15 protein-coding genes are annotated in these 21382 nt (G+C 64.2%); 5 read left to right on the top strand and 10 right to left on the bottom strand.

Annotated elements, in window-relative coordinates; all coding sequences use genetic code 11:
• Positions 1 to 127 precede the first annotated feature (127 nt).
• The 6 genes from AC0L28_RS30530 to AC0L28_RS30555 all read right to left on the bottom strand — a co-directional run bounded on the left by AC0L28_RS30530 (position 128) and on the right by AC0L28_RS30555 (position 6474).
• Complete coding sequence (locus AC0L28_RS30530; RefSeq protein ID WP_128185661.1) at positions 128 to 1126, bottom strand: ABC transporter ATP-binding protein; 999 nt, start codon at positions 1124 to 1126, stop codon at positions 128 to 130.
• 64 nt (positions 1127 to 1190) lie between these two features.
• Positions 1191 to 2252: a Gfo/Idh/MocA family protein gene (locus AC0L28_RS30535; protein WP_128174766.1), complete on the bottom strand. Its 1062-nt coding sequence runs from the start codon at positions 2250 to 2252 to the stop codon at positions 1191 to 1193.
• A complete protein-coding gene (locus AC0L28_RS30540) occupies positions 2249 to 3088 on the bottom strand; it encodes a carbohydrate ABC transporter permease (RefSeq protein WP_473481991.1) in 840 nt (279 codons plus the stop codon). Before AC0L28_RS30540 ends, AC0L28_RS30535 begins: the two co-directional genes overlap by 4 nt.
• Positions 3089 to 3098: 10 nt before the next feature.
• Positions 3099 to 4022, bottom strand: a complete 924-nt coding sequence (locus AC0L28_RS30545) for a carbohydrate ABC transporter permease (protein WP_473481993.1) — start codon at positions 4020 to 4022, stop codon at positions 3099 to 3101.
• 233 nt (positions 4023 to 4255) lie between these two features.
• Positions 4256 to 5515 carry an ABC transporter substrate-binding protein gene (locus AC0L28_RS30550; protein WP_473481995.1) on the bottom strand — a complete coding sequence of 420 codons (1260 nt, stop codon included), beginning with the start codon at positions 5513 to 5515 and terminating at the stop codon, positions 4256 to 4258.
• A 2-nt stretch (positions 5516 to 5517) separates the two neighbouring features.
• Positions 5518 to 6474 carry an N-acetylmuramic acid 6-phosphate etherase gene (locus AC0L28_RS30555; RefSeq protein WP_473481997.1) on the bottom strand — a complete coding sequence of 319 codons (957 nt, stop codon included), beginning with the start codon at positions 6472 to 6474 and terminating at the stop codon, positions 5518 to 5520.
• Between the two features lie 201 nt (positions 6475 to 6675).
• Between AC0L28_RS30555 and AC0L28_RS30560 the strand changes: the two genes are divergently transcribed.
• From AC0L28_RS30560 to nagA, 4 genes are read left to right on the top strand one after another with little or no spacing between them, the layout of a single operon-like run.
• Positions 6676 to 7557, top strand: coding sequence for a glucosamine kinase nucleotide-binding domain-containing protein (locus tag AC0L28_RS30560; RefSeq protein WP_473481999.1), 882 nt, complete (start codon positions 6676 to 6678; stop codon positions 7555 to 7557).
• Positions 7554 to 8336, top strand: a complete 783-nt coding sequence (locus AC0L28_RS30565) for a GntR family transcriptional regulator (protein WP_287120255.1) — start codon at positions 7554 to 7556, stop codon at positions 8334 to 8336. Before AC0L28_RS30560 ends, AC0L28_RS30565 begins: the two co-directional genes overlap by 4 nt.
• 32 nt (positions 8337 to 8368) lie before the next feature.
• On the top strand, positions 8369 to 9379 hold the full coding sequence (locus AC0L28_RS30570; RefSeq protein ID WP_473482070.1) for an SIS domain-containing protein: 1011 nt from the start codon (positions 8369 to 8371) through the stop codon (positions 9377 to 9379).
• Positions 9376 to 10554 carry an N-acetylglucosamine-6-phosphate deacetylase gene (gene nagA / locus AC0L28_RS30575; RefSeq protein ID WP_473482001.1) on the top strand — a complete coding sequence of 393 codons (1179 nt, stop codon included), beginning with the start codon at positions 9376 to 9378 and terminating at the stop codon, positions 10552 to 10554. The genes AC0L28_RS30570 and nagA overlap by 4 nt, the downstream gene beginning before the upstream one ends.
• 41 nt (positions 10555 to 10595) lie before the next feature.
• On the opposite strand, the gene AC0L28_RS30580 is transcribed toward nagA, so the two are convergent.
• The 4 genes from AC0L28_RS30580 to AC0L28_RS30595 form a co-directional block, all read right to left on the bottom strand.
• A complete protein-coding gene (locus AC0L28_RS30580; protein ID WP_473482003.1) occupies positions 10596 to 11975 on the bottom strand; it encodes a malonyl-CoA decarboxylase in 1380 nt (459 codons plus the stop codon).
• Between the two features lie 226 nt (positions 11976 to 12201).
• Positions 12202 to 12879, bottom strand: a complete 678-nt coding sequence (gene rpe / locus AC0L28_RS30585; protein ID WP_023801459.1) for a ribulose-phosphate 3-epimerase — start codon at positions 12877 to 12879, stop codon at positions 12202 to 12204.
• Between the two features lie 129 nt (positions 12880 to 13008).
• Positions 13009 to 14967 (bottom strand): EB domain-containing protein, encoded by a 1959-nt coding sequence (locus AC0L28_RS30590; RefSeq protein WP_473482005.1) that lies wholly within the window; start codon positions 14965 to 14967, stop codon positions 13009 to 13011.
• Between the two features lie 147 nt (positions 14968 to 15114).
• Positions 15115 to 18735 (bottom strand): hypothetical protein, encoded by a 3621-nt coding sequence (locus tag AC0L28_RS30595; RefSeq protein WP_473482007.1) that lies wholly within the window; start codon positions 18733 to 18735, stop codon positions 15115 to 15117.
• A 558-nt stretch (positions 18736 to 19293) separates the two neighbouring features.
• Between AC0L28_RS30595 and dnaK the strand changes: the two genes are divergently transcribed.
• Positions 19294 to 21210, top strand: coding sequence for a molecular chaperone DnaK (gene dnaK, locus AC0L28_RS30600; RefSeq protein WP_473482008.1), 1917 nt, complete (start codon positions 19294 to 19296; stop codon positions 21208 to 21210).
• Positions 21211 to 21382 lie beyond the last annotated feature (172 nt).

Raw genomic sequence — 21382 nt, forward strand, 5'->3', positions numbered from 1 at the left:
CATGCATGATTCTAGAGACACAAGGGGTGTTGGAAGGATCGCCGTCGGTGCCAGGCTGGAACACCCCTCATCCGACCTCGCTTCGCTCGGCCACCTTCTCCCACAGGGGGAGAAGGAAAAAGGGGCGCTACTTCAGCACCTTGCCATCCGCTCCAAACCGATAAGTCTTCGCCGGATCCGGCGTCGCGTAGAGCGTGGCGCCAGGCTCGGCGTTGTAGACGCCAAAAATGCGCACGGTGATCAGGCCGGCCTTTTCGCAGTCGAGATAGAGATTGGTGTCGGCGCCGAGATGCTCGGCGTGGACGACCGTGCCTTTCCAGGCGCCGGATTTCGCATCGACGGTCAGGTGCTCTGGCCGGACGCCGATGGTTTTCGCCGTCTCGCCAAGCCTGGCGCCGTCGACGAAATTCATCTTCGGCGAGCCGATGAAGCCGGCGACGAATTCATTCGCCGGCGCATTGTAGAGCTCCATCGGTCCGCCGATCTGCTCGATCTTGCCCGCGTTGAGCACGACGATCTTGTCGGCCAGCGTCATCGCCTCGACCTGGTCGTGGGTGACGTAGATCATCGTCGCCTTCAGCCGGCGATGCAGTTGCGCGATCTCCAGCCTGGTGTTGACGCGCAGTGCGGCATCGAGGTTGGACAAAGGCTCGTCGAACAGGAAAAGCTTGGGCTCACGCACCACGGCGCGGCCGATGGCGACGCGCTGGCGCTGGCCGCCGGAAAGCTCGGCCGGCCGCCTGGCCAGATAGGGCTCCAGCGACAGCATCGACGATGCGATGCCGATGCGGCGGTCGATCTCGGCCGCTGGCGTGCCCGCCTGCTTGAGGCCAAGGCCCATATTGTTCTTCACCGTCAGATGCGGGTAGAGCGCATAGGTCTGGAACACCATGGCGATGCCGCGCTTGGCCGGCGGGGTGGCGGAGACGTCCGCACCGTCGATGACCACACGCCCCGAGGTCGAATCCTCCAGCCCGGCGATGACCCTGAGAAGTGTCGATTTTCCGCAGCCGGAGGGGCCGACGAAGACGACGAATTCGCCATCGGTCACTTCGAGGTTGATGCCTTTCAGCACCTCGACCGGCCCAAACGCCTTCTTCACATTCTCGATATTCAGCGAGCCCACGGCGTTCCTCCGGATTGGAATCTGGGGGCGCTGTAGAGCGCTATCCCTGACGAAATTTCCCCTGTCACAATCGCACCGCCTTCCCGCTGCGGACGCTTTCGTCGGCGGCAAGGCAGACGGCGAGCGACTTCACGGCGTCGTCCATGTGGCGGGTCAGATCAATATCCTCGCGGACCGCCTTGAGCAGAAAGGCCTGTTCGCGATCGCAGAGTTCCTGATGGCCGGGTTCGCCTTCCATCGACAGTATCTCATCCGGCTTGGCGAATTTTCCTTCCGCGCCGGTCGCCGCGCTGTGCAGCCGGATGGTCGAGGTCCTGGTGTGGGTGTCGATGTCGTCGGATCTGACGCCCTCCTTCATGACGATCGACACGCAGCCGTTCGGCGAGATCACGTCCTTCACAAAAAAGGCGGTTTCCGAGATCATCGGCCCCCAGCCGGCCTCGTACCAGCCGACCGAACCATCGTCGAACAGCACCTGCAGATGACCGTAATTGTACATCGTGGGCGCAATCTCGTCGCTCAGCCGCAGCCCCATGCCGCGCACCTCGACCGGCCTGGCGTCGGTGATCTGCAGCATCACGTCGAGATAGTGCACGCCGCAATCGACGATCGGCGACGTCGTCTGCATCAACTGCTTGTGCGTCTGCCAGCTATGGCCGGAGGATTGCTGGTTGAGGTTCATGCGGAACACGTAAGGACCGCCGAGCTTGCGCGCCTCGGCGATCAGCCTGATCCAGGACGGGTGATGGCGCAGGATATAGCCGATTACCAGTTTTTTGCCGTTGGCCTTAGCTGCGGCAACGACACGTTTGGCATCCGCCACCGTCGTCGCCAGCGGCTTTTCGACAAAGACATGGCAGCCGGCCTCGAATGCCTTGACGGCATAGTCGGCATGGCTGTCGGAATAAGTAGCGATACAGGCGATATCTGGTTTTTCGTCGCGCAGCGCCTCGTCGAAGGAGCGCCTGATGCCATAGCCGGAAAGCCCGGCCGGCAGCGGCACGTCCGAACGGTTGACCAGCGCGGCGATCTCAAAACCCGGATTGGTGTGATAGGCCAGCGCATGGCTGCGGCCCATATTGCCGAGCCCGGCTACGACGACGCGAAGAGGTTTTTCCGAACTCACTTGACCGCTCCCGAAGTAATGCCGCGGATCAGCTGCCGCGAGAAGATGACGTAGAGGATCAGCACCGGCATGATCGCCAGCGACAGCGCGGCCAGGATGGCGTTCCAGTTGGTGACGAACTGGCCGAGGAACAGCTGGGCGCCGAGCGTCACCGTCTTGGTCTCCTCCGACGGCGCCAGGATCAGCGGAAACCACAGATCGTTCCAGATCGGGATCATGGTGAAGACGGCGACCGTCGCCATCGATGGCCGCACCAGCGGCAGCACCAGCCGGAAGAAGATGGTGTATTCGGACAGACCGTCGATGCGTCCGGCATTCTTCAGATCGTCGGACACCTGCTTCATGAATTCCGACAGGATGAAGACGGCGAGCGGCAGGCCTTGCGCTGTATAAACCAGGATCAGCGCCGTCAGCGTGTTGACCAGCCCGCTCGCCACCATCAATTGCAGGATGGCGACGGTGCCGAGGCGGATCGGGATCATGATGCCGAGGGCGAGATAAAGCCCCATCAGCGAATTGCCGCGAAAGCGGTATTCCGACAGCGCGAAGGCGGCCATCGCGCCGAACAGCAGCACGAAGAACAGCGAGGCGACGGTGACGACAAGGCTGTTCTGGAAATAGTGGATGAAATCGCCCTGGCCGATGACGGTGGTGTAGCCGATCAGGTCGAAGATTTTCGGCGTCGGCGGCGTCAGCGGCGCGCCGAAGATGCCGGCGCGGGATTTAAATGAATTCATGATGACGATGATCACCGGAAACAGCGCGATCACCGTGTAGGTCAACAGCACCGCATGGGCGCCGATGGTGCGGGGCAGGGAGTGGGTCGCCGTGCTCATGTCTGGCCCCTCAGAACTGATAGCGACGCAGGCGCGTCTGGACGAGGAACAGGTAGACGCAGACGCCGCCAAGGATGATCAGGAACATCATCGTGGCGATCGCCGCGCCCATGTTGGGATCGCCGACCTGCAGCTGGAACCCGAAGAAGGCCCGGTAGAGGAAGGTGCCGAGGATATCGGTCGAATAATTCGGGCCGGCCAGCGCGCCTTGCGCGGTGTAGATCAGGTCGAAGGCGTTGAAATTGCCGACGAAGGTGAGGATCGAGATGATGCCGATCGACGGCAGGATCAGCGGCAGCTTGATCTTCCAGAACTGCGACATGCCGGTGATGCCGTCGCATTCGGCGGCTTCGATCACCTCCTCTGGGATCGACAGCAATGCCGCATAGATCAGCATCATCGGGATGCCGACGAACTGCCACACCGAGATCAGGCTGAGCGTGGTCAGCGCATATTCTTCTTTGCCGAGCCACGGCGTGAACAGGCTTTTGAGGCCGACAAGATCCATCAGGTTCGGCGCCACGCCCCACAGCGGCGACAGGATCAGCTTCCAGGCGAAGCCGACGATGACGAAGGACAGGATCGTCGGCACGAAGATCGCGGTGCGGTAGAAGGCAGAGAATCTCAGCCGCGGGCTGGACAGCAGTGCGGCCAAAAGCACGCCGATCGGATTCTGCACGATCATGTGGATGATGAAGAACCAGACGTTGTTGCGCAGTGCGTTCCAGAAATTGACCGACCAGTTGGGATCGCCGAACAGCCTGCGGAAGTTTTCCAATCCGACGAAGACCTGGGCCTGGTCGATGTTGCGAAACAGCGAGAGCTGCAGCGTGCCGGCCAGCGGCAGGATCATGATCGCCGTATAGACCAGCACCGCCGGCGCCAGGAAGACGACGATATGCCAGCGGAACGGTCGTTTCGGTGCTGCGGCCATGCGTTCGGTCCCCGCCGATCAGGTTCTTGCAATTGCCGCCGAAGGGCGCGGCGCCTCCCTCCCCTCGAGGGGAGGGTGCCTCGCAAAGCGAGGCGGGTGGGGTCGGCTAAGGCAGCGCCATCGTGACTTCGACCGCGCCTCCCGGCAACGACGAAGCCGCGCCCTGCCTTTACCGACCCCCTCTGTCGCCTCCGGCGACATCTCCCCCTCGAGGGGGGAGACAGCGCTCGCACTTACTTCGCCGGCTTATACCAGCTGTCGAGGCCGTCCTGCAGCTTCTTGGCGGCAGCTTCCGGCGTGACGGTGCCGTTGATGACGTTGGCCGATTCAACCCACGTCTCGTTCTCGAGGTTCGGCGTGCCGCGCGACAGGATCTGGTAGGTCGAGCGGATCGTCGACTTGCACTTGTCGCGCCAGGAGACGAATTCCTGGGCCAGCGGATCTTCCATCTTCACCGGGGTGTTGTTCAGGCTGAAGAAGCCCGGCAGCGCGTTGGCGTAGATGGTGGCGAAATCCGGCGAGGCGACCCATGTCAAGAAGGTCTTGGCCGCATCCGCATTCTTCGACGCCGCATTGAGGCCCATGCCGATGTCGGTGTGGTCGGAGATGTAGCAGGTGTCGCCGGCCTTCTGCACCGGCGGCGGGAACGCGCCCATCTTGAACTGCGCCTGGGTGTTGAACAGGCCGATCTCCCACGAGCCGGCCGGGTAGATGGCGGCGCGGCCGAGGGTGAACAGGTTCTGGCTGTCCGGATAGGTTTGCGCCTCGAAGCCGTCGCCGAGATAGGGCTTCCATTTGGCGAGTTCGGCAAACGGCGTAACCCACTGCGGATCGGTCAGCTTCTGCTCGCCCTTGATCAGCGCCGAACGGCCTTCCTCGCCCTTCCAGTAGTTCGGGCCGATGTTCTGGTAGCCCATGGTCGCGGCTTCCCAGAGATCCTTGGTGCCCATCGCCATCGGGATGTAGGCGCCGTCGGCCTTGATCTTGTCGAGGGCGGCGTAGAACTCCTCATTGGTCGTCGGCACCTTGATGCCGAGCTGGTCGAAGGCGTCCTTGTTGTAGATGAAGCCGTGGATGACGGAAGCCATCGGCACGCAGAAGCTCGACTTGCCGTCGTCGGTCTGCCAGGCGGCCTTGGCGACGTCGGAGAAATTCTCCATGCCGGGCAGCGTCGAGATATCGGCAAGATTGCCCTTCTTGAACAGTTCCAGCGACTTGTCGAACGGGCGGCAGGTGATCAGGTCGCCGGCCGAGCCGGCGGCGAGCTTGGCGCCGAGTGCTGCGTCATATTCGGTCGGCGCCGACGGCGCGAACACCACCTTGATGCCCGGGTTCTTGGCCTCAAAAGCCGGGATCAGCTTGTCCTTCCAGATGGCAAGGTCGTCGCCGCGCCAGCTTTCGATGTTGAGCGTTACGTCCTGGGCATAGGCCATTCCGGCCGAGCCGAGAATGCTGGTGCCGAGAAGCAGTGCCGTCAGTAGTTTGGTTGTCATGCTCAGTCTCCCTGTTGACCTTTTTCAGGTTCGGTTTTGAGAACAGAGGCTTTCCGCCCCATGCTCCCCTCGATCGCGGAAAGCGCCGGGCGCAGCTTGTGGCCGGTGCGTTCCAGTATCTTCTGCGCCGCATCGGCGCTGGCGGCGCCGGCGGCGAGCAGAATGGCGGTCTTGACGGCGCCGCCGCTGTTCTCGAGCAGGCGCGCCGCATCGTCCCTGTCGCGTCCGCTGATGGCGGCGACGATGCGGGCGGCGCGGTCGCGCAGCTTGATGTTGTCGGCCGTGAGGTTGACCATGTAGCCGTCATGGACATGGCCAAGATGGATGGCGGCCAGCGTCGACAGCATGTTGAGCGCGATCTTCTGGGCGGTGCCGGCGCCCATGCGCGTCGAGCCGGCGATCAGCTCCGGCGGTGTTTCGAGCAGGATGGCGATGTCGGCCAGCCGAAGCAGCGGCGCATCCTTGTTGTTGGCGATGGCGATGGTCGCCGCACCGCGGCGCCTGGCGTCCTCGATCGCCCTGACCGCATAGGGTGTCGAGCCGCTGGCCGAGACCGCGATCAGGCAGTCGCCCTCGCCGATGCCGGCAGCGGCAACCGCTGCCGAGGCTTCGTCGGTGTCGTCCTCCGGCCCGCCGGCCAGTGCCTTGAAGGCATCGTCGCCGCCGGCGATCAGGATGGCGATACGGTCGCGCTGAATGCCGAAGGTGCCAGGCAGTTCCAGCGCGTCGGCGAGCGCCATCAGGCCCGAGCTGCCGGCCGCCGCGTAAGCGAGCCTGCCGCCGCTGTTCAGCCGGCTGGCGATGATCTCGGCGGCTTTGGCGATGGCGGGAATGGCGCCGCGCACCGCCTTGGCGGCCTCGATCTGCGCATTGGCCAAAAAGGAAAGGATGGCGTCCGGAGCCTGGATGTCCAGCCCCTCGGCATTCTGGTGAAGCGCTTCGGTGCGCGTTTCGGCCATCCGCTTTCCCTCCAATCCGCAAAACAATACCAAAAAAATACCACTTGTCCACATGCATTAGCGACTTCCCTGCCTCGGAAATGGCTTTTCGTCAGAATGCCTAGGTTTTTCAATAAAATACGCCTTAATCTTTTTGAAACGGAAATTAATCCTTGGCTATTGGTATTTTATTGGTATTATCTGCCGGGAGGAGAAAATCGTGTGAAATTCGTGCTTGGCATCGATGGCGGCGGCACCAGCTGCAGGGCGGCCCTTGCAACGGCGGACGGCACTGTCGTCGGCCGCGCCAAGAGCGGTGCGGCCAACATCCGCACCGATCTGACCGGCGCCAGGGCCAACATCGTCGAGGCGGCGCGGCAGGCCTTTGTCGCCGCCGGGCAGGACCCCGAACTGATCCCGCTGACGCCGGCCATCCTCGGCCTCGCCGGCGCCAATGTCGGCACCTACAGGCAGCAGCTCGAAGCGATCCTGCCGTTCAGCCAAAACCGTGTCGAGACCGACGCCGAGATCGCCCTGGAAGGCGCGGTCGGCTCCGGTGACGGCGCCATGGCCATCCTCGGCACCGGCACCGCCTATATGGCGCGCAAAAACGGCAAGTCGCGCGCCATCGGCGGCTGGGGATTCCAGGTCGGCGACCAGGGCAGCGGCGCCCGCATCGGCCGCGACCTGCTCGAGCAGACGCTGCTCGCCTATGACGGCATCCGCCAGGGATCGCCGCTGACGCAGGCCATGCTCGCCATCTTTCGCGACAATCCCGAGGATTTGGTCGAGTTCACCACCAACGCAAAACCCGGCGATTTCGGTGGCTTCGCGCCCAAGGTTTTCGAGCATGCCGAAAAGGGCGACGCCGTCGCCAACTGGATCCTCGACAAGGCAATCGCCGACGTCGAGGCAGCACTTGGCGTGCTCGATCTCGGCGACGACGATCCGCTCTGCCTGCTTGGCGGGCTGGCGCCGCTCTATGCACCACGCCTGACGGCGCGCTACCGGGCGCTGCTGAAGCCGCCGCTCGACGACGCGCTGGGCGGCGCCGTGCAGATGGCGGCGCGTGTCTTCGCCAAAGCGGCGGAGGCGGCGCGATGAGCGAGGCCGCCGACCAGATCTTCGCCACGCTGAAACAGTCGGCGCAGAGCGGCGCGCCGCTCTATCTGCAGCTCAGGAAGAGCATCGAGGATGCGGTCAATCGCGGCCTGATCGGGCCGGGCGACGCGCTGCCGTCCGAGCGCGACATCGCCAGCAAGGCCGACATTTCGCGGGTCACCGTGCGCAAGGCGGTGCAGGATCTGGTCAAGGGCGGCATCCTTGTCCAGCGTCACGGCTCCGGCACCTTCGTCGCGCCGCGGATGGAGCGAGTCGAGCAGTCGCTGTCGCGGCTGACGTCCTTCACCGAGGATATGGCGCGGCGCGGCATGGCGGTGCGTTCGGCCTGGCTCGACCGCGGCCTCTATGCGCCCTCGCCGGACGAGATGATGGTGCTCGGCCTGTCGTCGAACGAACTGGTGGCGCGGGTGGCGCGGCTGCGCATCGCCAACGAAACGCCGCTGGCGATCGAGCGCGCGGCACTGTCTGCCAGCGTGCTGCCCGACCCGGCAGGAATTGGATCCTCGCTCTACGCTGCACTGGAAACGACCGGACTGCGGCCGGTACGGGCCGTGCAGCGCATTTCCGCAGCCAATCTCGGTGGCGACGACGCGCGGCTGCTCGAAGTGCCGCCTGGTATTGCCGGCCTGCACATCGAGCGTATTTCCTATCTGGCGAGCGGCAAGGTGATCGAATTCACCCGCTCGATCTACAGGGGCGACGCCTATGATTTCGTCGCCGAGCTCCGGCTGAGCGGGCCGGGCGAAGAGGGCCGGCCATGAGCACAGTAAACACCCAAATGGGGAATACCCATATGCGGCGCGAGATCGAGGAGATCCCGGAGGCGACCGCGCGCCTGCTCGACGGCTCGGCGGCGGTACTGACCGAGGCCGGGCGCGGCATTCGCGAGCGCGATCCAAACTTCGTCGTCACCGTTGCGCGCGGCTCCTCCGACCATGCCGCCACCTTCATGAAGTATGCGGTGGAACTGACCGCCGGCCTTGCCGTCGCGTCGGTCGGCCCGTCGATCGCTTCGATCTATGGCGCCAGGCTCAGGCTGGGCGGCTCGGCCTGCCTGGCGATCTCGCAGTCGGGCAAGAGCCCGGACATCGTCGCCATGGCGCAAGCCGCGAGAGCCGGCGGTTCGCTGACTGTCGCCATCACCAACACCGCCGATTCGCCGCTGGCGCGGGCCTGCGACTATGCCATCGACATCCTGGCCGGCCCGGAGCGTAGCGTCGCGGCGACGAAGACCTTCGTCAATTCAGCCGTCGCCGGCCTCGCCTTGATGGCGCATAGCACCGGTGACGACAAGTTGCTGGCAGCACTTGCCCGTTTGCCGGAACATTTCCGCAAGGCGATCGCCTGCGACTGGATGGCGCTGGCCAGCGCCCTTGAGACGCAGAAGTCTCTGTTCATCCTCGGTCGTGGTCCGTCCGCGGCGATCGCCAATGAGGCGGCGCTGAAATTCAAGGAAACCTGCGCCATGCATGCCGAGGCCTATAGCGCTGCCGAAGTCATGCATGGCCCGCTGGCGCTGGTCGGGCCTGATTTTCCGGTACTGGCGCTCGCCGCCCGCGATGCTTCCGAGCCGTCGGTCGCAGAGGCCGCCGACAGCCTGGCGAGCAAGGGCGCGGCCGTCTTCGTGACTTCGGACAAGGCGACAAGCGCTCAGCACCTGCCGCATGTCGCCACCGGCCATCCACTCACCGACCCGCTGGCGCTGATCGTGTCGTTCTATGGCTTCGTCGAGGCCTTTGCCCGCCATCGCGGTCTCGATCCGGACACGCCGCCCAATCTGCGCAAGGTGACGGAAACCATATGAGCGACCGTTTTGCCCTGACTGGCGCCCGGATTTTTGACGGCGACGACTGGCACGACAACGCTGCCCTTGTCGTGCGAGACGGCCTCGTCGAGGCGATCGTCGCCACCGGAGCCGTTCCGTCCGGCCTCGAGCGTATCGAAACCGGCGGCGGCATGCTTGCACCGGGCTTCGTCGACCTGCAGGTCAATGGCGGCGGCGGCGTCATGCTCAACGACCATCCCGATGTCGCTTCGATCGAAACTATCTGTCGGGCGCACGCGCCGTTCGGCACGACGGCGCTGCTGCCGACGCTGATCACCGAGACGCCTGCCATCACCGCAGCGGCGGTTGCCGCCGGGGCTGAGGCCGCAAGGCAAAAGGTGCCTGGCTTTTTGGGCCTGCATCTCGAAGGCCCGCATCTGTCGATCGCCCGCAAGGGCGCGCATGACCCGGCGCTGATCCGGCCGATGCTGGATGCCGACCAGGCGATGCTGGTTGCGACGCGAAAAACCCTGCCGGTGCTGCTGACGACTGTAGCGCCGGAATCGGTGGAGCCGGCGAGGGTTTCGGCGCTGGTCGAGGCCGGCATCGTCGTCAGCCTCGGCCATTCCGACGCCGGTTATGCCAACGCGCGCGCGTTCGCCGATGCCGGCGCAACAATCGTCACCCATCTGTTCAACGCCATGAGCCAGATCGGCAACCGCGAGCCGGGCCTGGCAGGTGCCGCCATCGGTACCGGCACATTGTTTGCCGGCATCATCGCCGACGGCATCCATGTCGATCCCGCCACCATGGCCATCGCTTTGCGCGCCAAGCAGGGCCCGGCAAGGATTTTCCTGGTCACCGACGCCATGGCGACGATCGGCACCGACATGACCTCATTCACGCTGAACGGCCGCGCCGTCTACCGCAGGGACGGCAGCCTGCGGCTTGCCGACGGGACGCTGGCCGGCGCCGATCTCGACATGATCGCCGCTGTCCGCTTCGTCCACCGTGTCGTCGGGCTGGACCTGTCGGAGGCGCTGCGCATGGCTTCGCTCTATCCGGCGCAGGCGATCGGCCAATCACACCGGCTCGGGCGGTTCGCCAACGGCACCGCTGCCGATATCGTTGCGCTGTCGGACGAATTGGACGTCAAGGGCGTCTGGATAGAAGGCAAGAGGGTTTTCGACGTCGGTGTCGCAAAGGGCGCCTAAGGTATCAGCCGTTCGGCCCGCAGCCTTAAGCGGGTGGTTGTTCAAGTGTCCCTCTTGTCCCCAATCACCTGGGCTGGCGCCGGAAGCCGCGACGCGGCCGGTCTCGCCGGTTTCGGCAGCAGGCGGCGCACGGCCGGCGCGGCCGCCACATCGTTCCTGGCGGCGAACAGCTCGTGGTTCTTCTCGATGTCGTCGAGCTTGTAGCGATAATTGACCATCAGGCCATGCGCCTGACGCAAGGCGCGGGGCGACAGATCGCCGAAAAGGTCGATGCGCTCCAGCCGCGCGCCATTGCCGAGATGGAACCGGGCGACCGGGTCGATCACCTTGCCGGAGTCGGTGCGGGATTCGAGGAAATACTGTGCCGCAAGAGGAAGCAGCGCCCGGCCGACGCGGTCGCGAGCGGCAGCGTCCGCATGCCAACCCTCGTCGGCGACGAGGTCCAACACTTCAGCGGCGGAGGGGATGGTTTCGGCCTGCTCGGCCAGCCAGCGGGCAAAGCCCGGCACTGGCGACAACGTGACGAAATCGGTCAGGCCGGGAAGGTCGCGGCGCAGATCCTCGACCACCTGCTTGATCAGAAAATTGCCGAAGGAGATGCCGCGCAAGCCCTCCTGGCAGTTGGAGATGGAATAGAACACCGCCGTCGTGGCCTGCCGGGGCGGCACCGGCGGCCGCTCGTCGGCGAGCAGCTCGGCGATCGTCGTCGGCATCGCCCGGGTCAGTGCGACCTCGACGAAGATCAGCGGTTCGTCGCCGAGCTGCGGATGAAAGAACGCATAGCAGAGCCGGTCGGCGGGCTCGATCCGGCGGCGCAGATCGTCCCAGGTGTGGATGGCATGCACCGCCTCGTAGCGGATGATTTTCTCCAGGATGTTGGCCGGCGTCGACCAGTCGATCCGCCGCAGCACCAGGAAGCCGCGGTTGAACCATGACGACAGCAGGTGCGTGAAGTCGGCATCGACGATGGCGAGATCGGGCAATGTGGGCAGCCGGGCAAGCAGATCCTCGCGCATGCGCACCAGCGTCTCGATGCCGCCGGGCGCCAGGTTCAGGCGGCGCAAAAGCTCCTGCCTGGCCGGCTCGGCGGCGTCGTGCAGGGCAAGTGCCGAACGATCGTCCGGCGCGGCGCGATAGGCATCCACCGCGGCGGCAAGCCTGGTGTGATCGGTGCCGAAACGATCGCGCAGTACATGCAGGAAAGCCAGCCTGCCATCGGCGCCGAGAGTTCGCCAGCGATCGAGTATTTCTCTTGCATAGGCGACGCCCGATGCCTCCCCCTGGCTGGAAAGCAGACGGACGCACAAACGTGCCAGGCTGTCGGCCGAAACCGGCTCGTCACCGCGCACGAGGTTCAGCATCATCCGGCCGCGGTCGGCGATGGTGTTCAGCAGGTCAGCGAAGAAGGGGCTGCGATTCATCGATCCGACCGTCGAAGGGAAGCCTGCGGGAGGGTCCGGAGAGGCATCAGGGTGAGACAGAGAATATGGATGGTAGTTTTGGATATGCCAATAAAATCGGCAAAAATGGACAAGGCCATTTTGGCTGGGGATCGCATGTCACGAGCGCAGGCGCACCGGCGTCGGCCAACGAATTCCTGACCGGCTGGGGAGAACAGCGCGTGCCGATGACGTCGCGCCGGCAGCGTCAGCCGGCCACCTGGTCGGCCGCTGTCCTGATCGCCTCGATGTTCGCCCGATAGGCTTCGACGCTGCCGCCCTTGAAGATAGCCGCACCGGCGACCAGCACGCTGGCGCCGGCGGCGGTGACCAGTGGCGCGGTTTCGGGCGAGACGCCGCCGTCGATCTCGATCCGGATCGGCCGATTGCCGATCAGCGCCTTCACCCGCTTCACCTTGTCGACGACCTCCGGGATGAAGGCCTGGCCGCCAAAACCCGGATTGACGGTCATGATCAGGATCAGATCGAGCCGATCGAGCACGTATTCGATCGCCGTTTCCGGCGTCGCCGGGTTTAGCGACACGCCGGCCTTCTTGCCCAAGTTCCTGATCGTCTGCAGCGAACGGTCGAGATGCGGCCCGGCCTCGGCATGCACCGTCATGCCGTCGCAGCCGGCTTCGGCGAACGCCTGCAGATAGGGATCGGCCGGCGCGATCATCAGATGGCAGTCGAAAAAGGTTTTGGTGCGGTTGCGGATCGCCTTGATCACCGGCGGGCCGAAGGTGATGTTGGGCACGAAATGCCCGTCCATGACGTCGAGATGGATCCAGTCGGCGCCGGCCGCCACCACCGCCTCGACCTCGTCGCCGAGCTTCGAAAAATCCGACGCCAGCACCGATGGCGCGATCAGGGTCTTTTGAGCCATGTTCGCTTCCCGTTCTCGAGCCCGTCTTCGCCGTAATCGTCTCAGCGCTGCTTGTCGACAGGAATCCGGTGCCCGCGCGAAAGGAGAGGCAGCATCGGCCACCTCTCTCCCTGTTCAAGCGTCGAGATTTCAGTTCACGGGATGCCGCGGCCTGGCCGGTCGTGGCGGCAACACCTTGCCGCTGCCTTGCTTCACTTTCTGCAGGTTGAGCTTCTTCACAGGGTGCTTGGGCACGCAGTGTCCACGCAGCAGTTTTTCGGTTGCCCGGCAGGCGGTGACGATCACCGGCTTCTTGACGCATGCATTGCCGACCAGATGATAGCCGCGCTTGCAATCGACAATGATGGAGGGCTTGTGCAAGCATCTCCCATCGATGCGCTGTTCGTCGCGCTTGCACCTGTCGGCGATCACTGCATTGCGCACGCATTTCAGGCCGACCTGATGGTGACCGGGCAGGCAGTGGATGCTGACCCCAACGCATTTGCCGTCGACACGCTTTTCGGTGCTGCGGCAGGCAGCCACGACCGGCCTGTCGACGCATTTGCCACGGATCAGCCTTTGGCTCGGCAGGCATGTGCGGCCGGCATCGATGACGACCGGCGGAAGTTGCGGTTTGCCGGGATTGGGTCGTGTATCGACCGCCAGACCATCGACATTCGGATCAAAATTGCGCTTGATGCAGGTAAAATCCTCCGTGCTGTTGTCGACGGTGGCGATCGAACCGTTCTGCTTGATCTCCTGCAGGGTGCACTGGATCGAGCGGGTTCTGACGATGCTGAGTTCGTGTGCGGCACTCGCCTTGAACACACCGCCATTGTTAAAGGCGGCTGTCGTGCCGGTGAAGAATGCGCCGTTCGAGCAACTGATGCGGTAGTGAAACGCACCCGGCGCATCGCGCTCGACCTCGAACGCCACCTGGCCTTTGCGCGGGCAGAGTTTTTTGAAGCCAGCGCTGTCCGAGACGGTGACCTCGCCTTGCCAGTCCGAATGCGCCGGCGGGTTTTCGGGGTTATCCTGAGGTGCGTCGGTGAAGCCGCCCCCACCCGCGCCGGTGCAATGGACGGTGATGTCCTTCCAGCCGTCGAAAGGTTCGAACGGGCCGTTGCCGATGATCTCGGTCTTGTACTGGAAATAGGCGGTGGCGCCGACGTCCTCCCATTTCTCATAGGTGGCGAAATAGCCATTCTTGGTCGCGTCGTATGACGCCCACGCCTGCTGCACCTCGGAGGTGATCGGCCCGTCGTTCTTCTGGCGCCAGATGCGCATCGACACCGGCCCGGCCTGGTTGGCCTGCGCCCGGCTCCTGACCTTCAACGACGGGCAGACCGTACCGGGCGTCGAGCCGGCCTGGTTCGACTGGTAGGTGGTCAGGAACAGCTTGACGTTTTCGACGTCGAATTTGCCGAAATCATTGGCGACGTCCTGAACCGGCGGCTTGATGACGGGGTCGCAGACGATTTGGACGTCGAACGAGCCATGCTCGGCATAGTGCGAGTCGTACAGCGGATGGGGCCAGCTGCCGCCCTGGGCCTCGCTGACCGCATTGTCCATGTCGAGCGCCGTGTCGGTGAGTGCCGAGAAGCTCGCATGAAAACTGTGCGTGAACGAGTAGGATTTTGTCGGCCCATCGGGCTGGAGGTGCTGGTTGCACCTGGCGATGATCTGGTCGCCGTAAGGCACGACGGCGATACCGCTATCTGAGGACAGCGGCATGATTGAGGGGTCGAAGGAGAAATTTTGCTGGTGATCGTAGTCGCGGCTGACAGGCGAGGCGCTCCAGATCGGAGGAAACGCGCCGCACTGGCCCGGTCCACAAACGCCGAGCGCCACGCCGACGTCCTGCACATAGCCTGGCCACCGTGTGTTGAGCTTCATGTGGCCCCAGAACTGGACGTTGCCGCTTTTCAGCGTGTCCCATTTTTGCTTGTCGCTCGAGCCGACATGGATTGTCGTGTTGGCGCTTTCGGTGTTGAACGACATTGACTTGATGTTCGCCTGCTTGGCGAAGGCCGGCGTGGTGGCGAGCGCAGCTGCGATCAGGGCAGCGGCCGCTGCCGTGTTGCGGAAAGCATGTTTGGCTGAAGACATTTTCTCTCTCCCTGAAATGTTGCTTCGGGGAGTTTGTCGCCGACTGCGGCGATAAGGTTCACGCAGCGGCTGAAACACGTCCGACGGACGAAAAGACCCCGCCGGATTGCTCGGGCGAGGTCTTGGTGCTGGGCTGAGCCCGGGACCCTACTGGAGAGCCCGCGGCCTGCGCCTCGGCTGCTGCAGGATGCTCGGGTTCAGCAGCAGGTTCGGATTAATCTGCAGCGTCGGCGCCCTGCGGATCGGAGTGCAGTCTGGGTACCGTCCGACTGTCCCGACCGGGCAGCGCCGCCTGATGATCGGCTGACACCGGCCGTTGATCAGCCCGGAGCCAGGCGCGCACTCCAGCTGTGCCCGGCGGCATGCGCCTCTGATCACCTCGGTCCCGCGCGGGCAGACACAGGCGCCACGTTTGTTGTGAACTTGGCCGCGGATGGTGCACTGTTCAACGGTCGGCTTCGTGACGATCGGCATGCAGGCCCTGCCCCTCAGTTCCGTCCGTCTCGGACAGACGCAATCGCCGCTCTTGGTGCGGATCTGGCCAGGCAGCAGCTTGCACAGGCGTGCCGGCGGCTCGTCGGTCGACACGCACCTGCGGTTATCCAGCTCGGTTCCGCGCGGGCAGACACAACGCCCGTCGGAGGTACGGATCTGGCCCTTGAGCAGCACGCAGCGCTCCTTCGGCTTCGGTATGATGACCGTGCCGCCAGCCGACGAGCACTGGCCGTTGCGGAAAGTGGTGCCTTGCGGGCAGACGCAGCGGCCGGCGTCGTTCATGACGAGGCCCTGCGAGCACGCCTTCTTCACCTGTTTCTTGATGGTGAAGGGATGGCAGGCATAGGCCTTGCCGCGATCGCCCTGCACATTGGCCGACTCGCGGGAGAGCATTTTGCCGGCACCTCGCACCGGCGTATCGGGCGACAGCACGCCGACACAGTTCTGGCCGCTGACGGTGCCCTGCAGATTGGCCAGGCGGCCGTCGTCGGGAATGATCACAGTCACTTGGTGAACGTGGCTTTCCCCGGCGCCGAGCGTCAGGTTGGCGATGCAGGATGCCGGCAAGGTCGCCGGTTCCGGCGCACAGCCGAAGGGCGGGTCGATCGAGATGATCGCCACGCCTTCCAGCCGGCCGAGGCCTTCGACACCGATCGCATCACCAATGCGAACCGGACCGGAGAAGGCGTTTTTCCCATCATTCGCGATGGTCAACTCGAACGAGCAGGGCTGGCCGATCCGGCACTCGGCATCGCCGGTCTTCTCGACACGGATGCTCGAGGCGCCGCCACCCTTGGCGCAGGCCCTGCCGATCGGATGGACGATGTCGTCTCCTGGCGCCGGACCGTAGGAACCGCGTGCGCAGTTCTCGAACACGCCATTCGCCGCAAGCGCCACGTCGAAGTGGCGGCTGGTTCCGGGCGTCATGACGGCGCCGGGAATCTGGCACGACAACGCATTTGCCGGAACCGGTCCGCACGTCCATTCCGCGCCGTCGGGAGTGACGGTCTGGATCTGGACGGGCGCGCCGCCAGCCACCAGCGTGGCGGCATCGTTGACCCAAACCGGACCGGTGGGGGCACTGGTGCCGGTGCTGATGACGGTGATGCGGCAGGTGACGGCCGCAGCACCGGCCAGCGCTCCCCTGCACATCTTGGTGATGCGCATGGCCGGCTTGCCGCTGTCGGGATGACGGATGCGTTGCCTGGCGCAGGCCCTGTTGTTGGTGAGGTTGTTCTCGCCGGGGATGGCTTTCACCTCGGCGCAGTTCTCGACCGTGTTTGGCCGGTAACCGGCCGGCATCACCGCCTTGACGAAGATCGGCGTCGAGGCGCCCGGCGAGAGCACGATGCCGGCATTGTCGCAACGGAACTGGCCGGGGCCGTTCGGTCCGCATGTCCATGGCGGGATCGGGCCGAAGCTCGACGATGCCGGCACGCCACCCGGATAGGTGTCGGTAACCGTCAGCGGCCCGTCGTAGCGGACGTTGCCGTTGTTGATGATATCGATCACGAAGGTGCAGACACCATCTGCCGTGCAGACCGGGGTGCGGGCACGCTTCTTCAGGATCAAATCGACCTTCTTTTCCACCGGCGGCCGGCAGTCGCGGCCCCGGTCGCCACGCCGGCAGATCGGGATCGAGGCGCAGTCGCGGTCGTTGTCGAGGCAAGGAGGCATGCCGCCGGGCCGCGGAAAATCAGGCGGATAGAAAGGCGGCAGGTAACCGCCGCCCGGTATCTGCTCATTGTAGCCGGCACGGCCTTCGCAGGGATGCCAGACTTCGACGTCGCCGACATGCCCTTCTGCCTCAGGGCCTTCTACCTCGGGGTCTTCGACATAGCCGTCAAAGTCGACGAACCACGCGCCGAAAGGCGGCACGTTGGCTGGCTTGACCAGCGCCGTCGGCGTGATCTGCACACCGTGCACGGCGAGCGGCCCGCCGCCGGCAAGCCGTTCGGCAAGCGCGGGGTTGTCGCGCAACTTGTCTGCGGTCTTGACCAGCGTCTCGGTGCAGATGCTCGCGTCGAGATTGCCGTCGGCGTCATAGCCATATTGCAGGTCGAGGCCGCCAGCCGACTGCCGGTTGTCTTGCGGGAAGCCGACCGCATAGTCCTGCGGCATTTCCACCCAGATTGATTCCGTCGCCGGATCGTCCGGGTTTTCGCGCCCGTAGCGGAAGACCTCACCCGTGCCGGTATCGGCGAACCGGCTGTAGTCGTAGCGGTTTTCCACCGGGCCGCGCTGGGCCAGGTACATGAAGCCGCTGATGTCGAAAGCGATGTCGGTGACGGCGTGGCCGTTGTCGGCCTTGACCGTCAATTCCCAGCGCGGGTCGCCAGCAAAGCTGCCGTCGCGGGCAACGCCCACCGACCAGAGATCGGCCTTTTCAGCGACGGAATAATAGAGGCGGCCGCCGTGATAGGCGACGGACCAGACGCGACGCTCATCCTGCGTATAACCCCAGCTGTCGGGGTCCTCGCTGTCGAAGGCAGCATCCTCGATGTCCATCACCAAGCCATCGTCGGCAAGCGGGGCCAGCCCGTGCGCCGGGCGTCCGGCAACGCCATGGTCGAACCTGTCGACCAGCGTGCCGTTGGCGTCGATGCGGTGGATGAGACCGGTGTCGAGGTCGCTGGCGAAGAACTGGCGGCGGATAGTGTCGAAGGTGACGTCGCCGATGCCAGGGCCGCTGTTGGTTTCGAGGTCGGCGAATTTGCTGACCTGGCCGGTGATGCCGTCGATCTTCCAGATCGTGCCCGGTCCGCCACCGTTCTCGGTGCCGAACTGGCCGTCCATGAAGGTGGCGCCGGCAGCACCATGACGCTGCCGCTCGGGACGACCGTCCGCATCTTCGTCTGACGTGACGATGCGGGCGCCATGCAGCGAGGTGGCGCCGGCATAGAGGTTCGCAATGCCCGAGGGAGCACCGTCGCGTACCCCGTCGTCATAGGTGATGCCGAACACCTGGCCGATCTGCCCGGCCGTCACTTCGAAGGGCGGCGGCGTGAAGACGAGTTGGCCGGAGGCCCGCCCGCCCAGCCTTGAAACGTCAAAGACGCGCAAGGTTGCGCGCGTCGTGTCGATAAAGGTCTCGTCGACCGGGTCGACGCTGGGCGGCAGGCCCTCCTCAGGATCACGAATGACGGTACCGGAAAATCCGGTCACCGCCATCGAGCCTGGATAGATGATCTGCGTTTCCTGCGCCTGCACGGCACCGCCAAGCCACAGGATGATGGCGAGCGCCAACGCCGGAAAGCCGCTGGCTGTTTGCATCGCACGGCGCAAACGGCCAGCACGAGAGCGTACGAACGCGCCGTGGTCGCAAGACATGGAATTCCCCCCGCGGGCGACGGGAGAAACATCCGGTGTTTCCGCGCAAACCAGGGCAAGGCGCGACGTTCCGGCACGTTTTCCCTGATCGAATTTGTCTGCTTTCCTCGTGATCACGATATGCCGGCTCTTACGCATGGTCAACGGAACCAGCGGAACGCCTGGCATAGCGACCCCACCCCGAAAGCGGTGGTCGCGCTGAGACTGGATTTCCAGTCATGGCCTTTCCTTTCCAGGGCCGCACCACGCAGCGCATCTGGGTGTCAGTGCGAACCGACGCTGAAAGGTTCATGGGCCGGAGAACCCTGGCCGGGCCGAGAAAAGGATGTGTTGGATGCCTTGCGCAGAATGCTTGCGCGCCGCGCAGCCTGTTCTTATATACGCGCCAAGCCGTTCGGCGCCGGAATGCCGGTTGCCGAAGCGGAATTTCTTGTGAACAGGGGCTTTCGTCGGAACGCCTGTACGGGTCCTGAGAGCCTGCTTAGCGGAGAGATTAGAAAAATGGCAAAAGTAATCGGTATCGATCTGGGGACCACCAACTCCTGCGTCGCCATCATGGACGGCAAGGAATCGAAGGTCATCGAGAATGCGGAAGGCGCGCGCACGACCCCATCCATCGTCGCCATCAACAGCGACGGCGAGCGCCTCGTCGGCCAGCCGGCCAAGCGCCAGGCGGTCACCAATCCTGAAAACACCATCTTCGCGGTCAAGCGCCTGATCGGCCGCCGCTATGACGATCCGGTTACGGAAAAGGACAAGAAGCTTGTCCCCTACCAGATCGTCAAGGGCGACAATGGCGACGCCTGGGTCGAGGCCGGCGGCAAGAAGCAGTCGCCCAGCCAGATCTCGGCAATGATCCTGCAGAAGATGAAGGAAACGGCGGAAGCCTATCTCGGCGAGAAGGTCGAGAAGGCGGTCATCACCGTTCCGGCCTATTTCAACGACGCCCAGCGCCAGGCAACCAAGGATGCCGGCAAGATCGCCGGCCTGGAAGTGCTGCGCATCATCAACGAGCCGACCGCGGCCGCACTTGCCTACGGCCTCGACAAAAAGGAAGGCAAGACCATTGCCGTCTATGACCTTGGCGGCGGCACGTTCGACATTTCGGTGCTCGAAATCGGCGACGGCGTGTTCGAGGTGAAGTCGACCAATGGCGACACCTTCCTCGGCGGCGAGGATTTCGACATGCGTCTGGTCGAATATCTGGCGGCCGAGTTCAAGAAGGAACAGGGCATCGACCTGCGCAGCGACAAGCTCGCGCTTCAGCGCCTCAAGGAAGCGGCCGAAAAGGCCAAGATCGAGCTGTCGTCGACGACGCAGACCGAGATCAACCTGCCCTTCATCACCGCCGATGCCACCGGCCCCAAGCACCTGACGTTGAAGCTGACGCGGGCGAAGTTCGAGAGCCTGGTCGAGGATCTCGTCCAGCGCACGATCGAACCCTGCAAGGCGGCGCTCAAGGATGCCGGCCTGAAGGCCGGCGAAATCGACGAGGTCGTCCTGGTCGGCGGCATGACCCGCATGCCCAAGATCCAGGAGATCGTGAAGCAGTTCTTCGGCAAGGAGCCGCACAAGGGCGTCAATCCGGATGAGGTCGTCGCATTGGGCGCCGCCATCCAGGCCGGCGTGCTGCAGGGCGACGTCAAGGACGTGCTGTTGCTTGACGTGACGCCGCTGTCGCTCGGCATCGAGACGCTGGGTGGTGTGTTCACGCGGCTGATCGAGCGCAACACGACGATCCCGACCAAGAAGAGCCAGGTGTTCTCGACTGCCGAGGATTCACAATCGGCCGTGACCATCCGCGTCTTCCAGGGCGAGCGTGAAATGGCCGCCGACAACAAGGCGCTCGGCCAGTTCGACCTGGTCGGCATTCCGCCGGCGCCGCGTGGCGTGCCGCAGATCGAGGTCACTTTCGACATCGACGCCAACGGTATCGTCAACGTCTCGGCCAAGGACAAGGGCACCGGCAAGGAGCACCAGATCCGCATTCAGGCGTCTGGCGGCCTTTCGGACGCCGACATCGAGAAGATGGTGAAGGACGCCGAAGCCAATGCCGAGGCCGACAAGAAGCGGCGCGCGTTGGTCGAGGCCCGCAACCAGGCCGAGGCGCTGGTGCATTCCTCGGAAAAGTCGCTGAAGGAATATGGCGAGAAGGTTTCCGAGGCCGACCGCACGGCGATCGCCGATGCGATCACGGCGCTGAAGACCGCTGCCGAAGGCGACGACGCCGCCGAGATCGAAGCCAAGACGCAGGCGCTCGCCGAAACCTCGATGAAGCTCGGCCAGGCCATGTATGAGGCTTCGCAGAAGGAAGCCGCGGAAGCTGACGCCAAGGCGGACGCCGCCAAGGACAGCGACGTGGTCGACGCCGACTTCGAGGAAATCAACGAGGACGACGACGAGAAGAAGTCGGCCTAAGCGGCCTGCCGGCAGGTTTAGGCGCATGACCCCGAAATCGGAATCGATTTCCGGAAAGGATCATGCGCAAAAATCAAAGTGCTATAGCGTCCTTTGCGTGTCCAACAGGACGCGCGGCGCTGTAGTAAAGCCCGGCGTAAAGCCGGGCTTTTTTGCCACTCTGGCCGAAAAA

The organism is Mesorhizobium sp. WSM4847 (assembly GCF_055811335.1).

Bases quoted from the DNA above. Each gene is read 5' to 3' on its own strand.
- rpe (WP_023801459.1), bottom strand. From the start codon at position 12,879: ATGGCTCAAAAGACCCTGATCGCGCCATCGGTGCTGGCGTCGGATTTT.
- AC0L28_RS30555 (WP_473481997.1), bottom strand. From the start codon at position 6,474: ATGGCCGAAACGCGCACCGAAGCGCTTCACCAGAATGCCGAGGGGCTG.
- AC0L28_RS30570 (WP_473482070.1), top strand. From the start codon at position 8,369: ATGCGGCGCGAGATCGAGGAGATCCCGGAGGCGACCGCGCGCCTGCTC.
- AC0L28_RS30550 (WP_473481995.1), bottom strand. From the start codon at position 5,515: ATGACAACCAAACTACTGACGGCACTGCTTCTCGGCACCAGCATTCTC.
- AC0L28_RS30545 (WP_473481993.1), bottom strand. From the start codon at position 4,022: ATGGCCGCAGCACCGAAACGACCGTTCCGCTGGCATATCGTCGTCTTC.
- AC0L28_RS30565 (WP_287120255.1), top strand. From the start codon at position 7,554: ATGAGCGAGGCCGCCGACCAGATCTTCGCCACGCTGAAACAGTCGGCG.
- AC0L28_RS30580 (WP_473482003.1), bottom strand. From the start codon at position 11,975: ATGAATCGCAGCCCCTTCTTCGCTGACCTGCTGAACACCATCGCCGAC.
- nagA (WP_473482001.1), top strand. From the start codon at position 9,376: ATGAGCGACCGTTTTGCCCTGACTGGCGCCCGGATTTTTGACGGCGAC.
- AC0L28_RS30540 (WP_473481991.1), bottom strand. From the start codon at position 3,088: ATGAGCACGGCGACCCACTCCCTGCCCCGCACCATCGGCGCCCATGCG.
- AC0L28_RS30590 (WP_473482005.1), bottom strand. From the start codon at position 14,967: ATGTCTTCAGCCAAACATGCTTTCCGCAACACGGCAGCGGCCGCTGCC.
- AC0L28_RS30595 (WP_473482007.1), bottom strand. From the start codon at position 18,735: ATGCAAACAGCCAGCGGCTTTCCGGCGTTGGCGCTCGCCATCATCCTG.
- dnaK (WP_473482008.1), top strand. From the start codon at position 19,294: ATGGCAAAAGTAATCGGTATCGATCTGGGGACCACCAACTCCTGCGTC.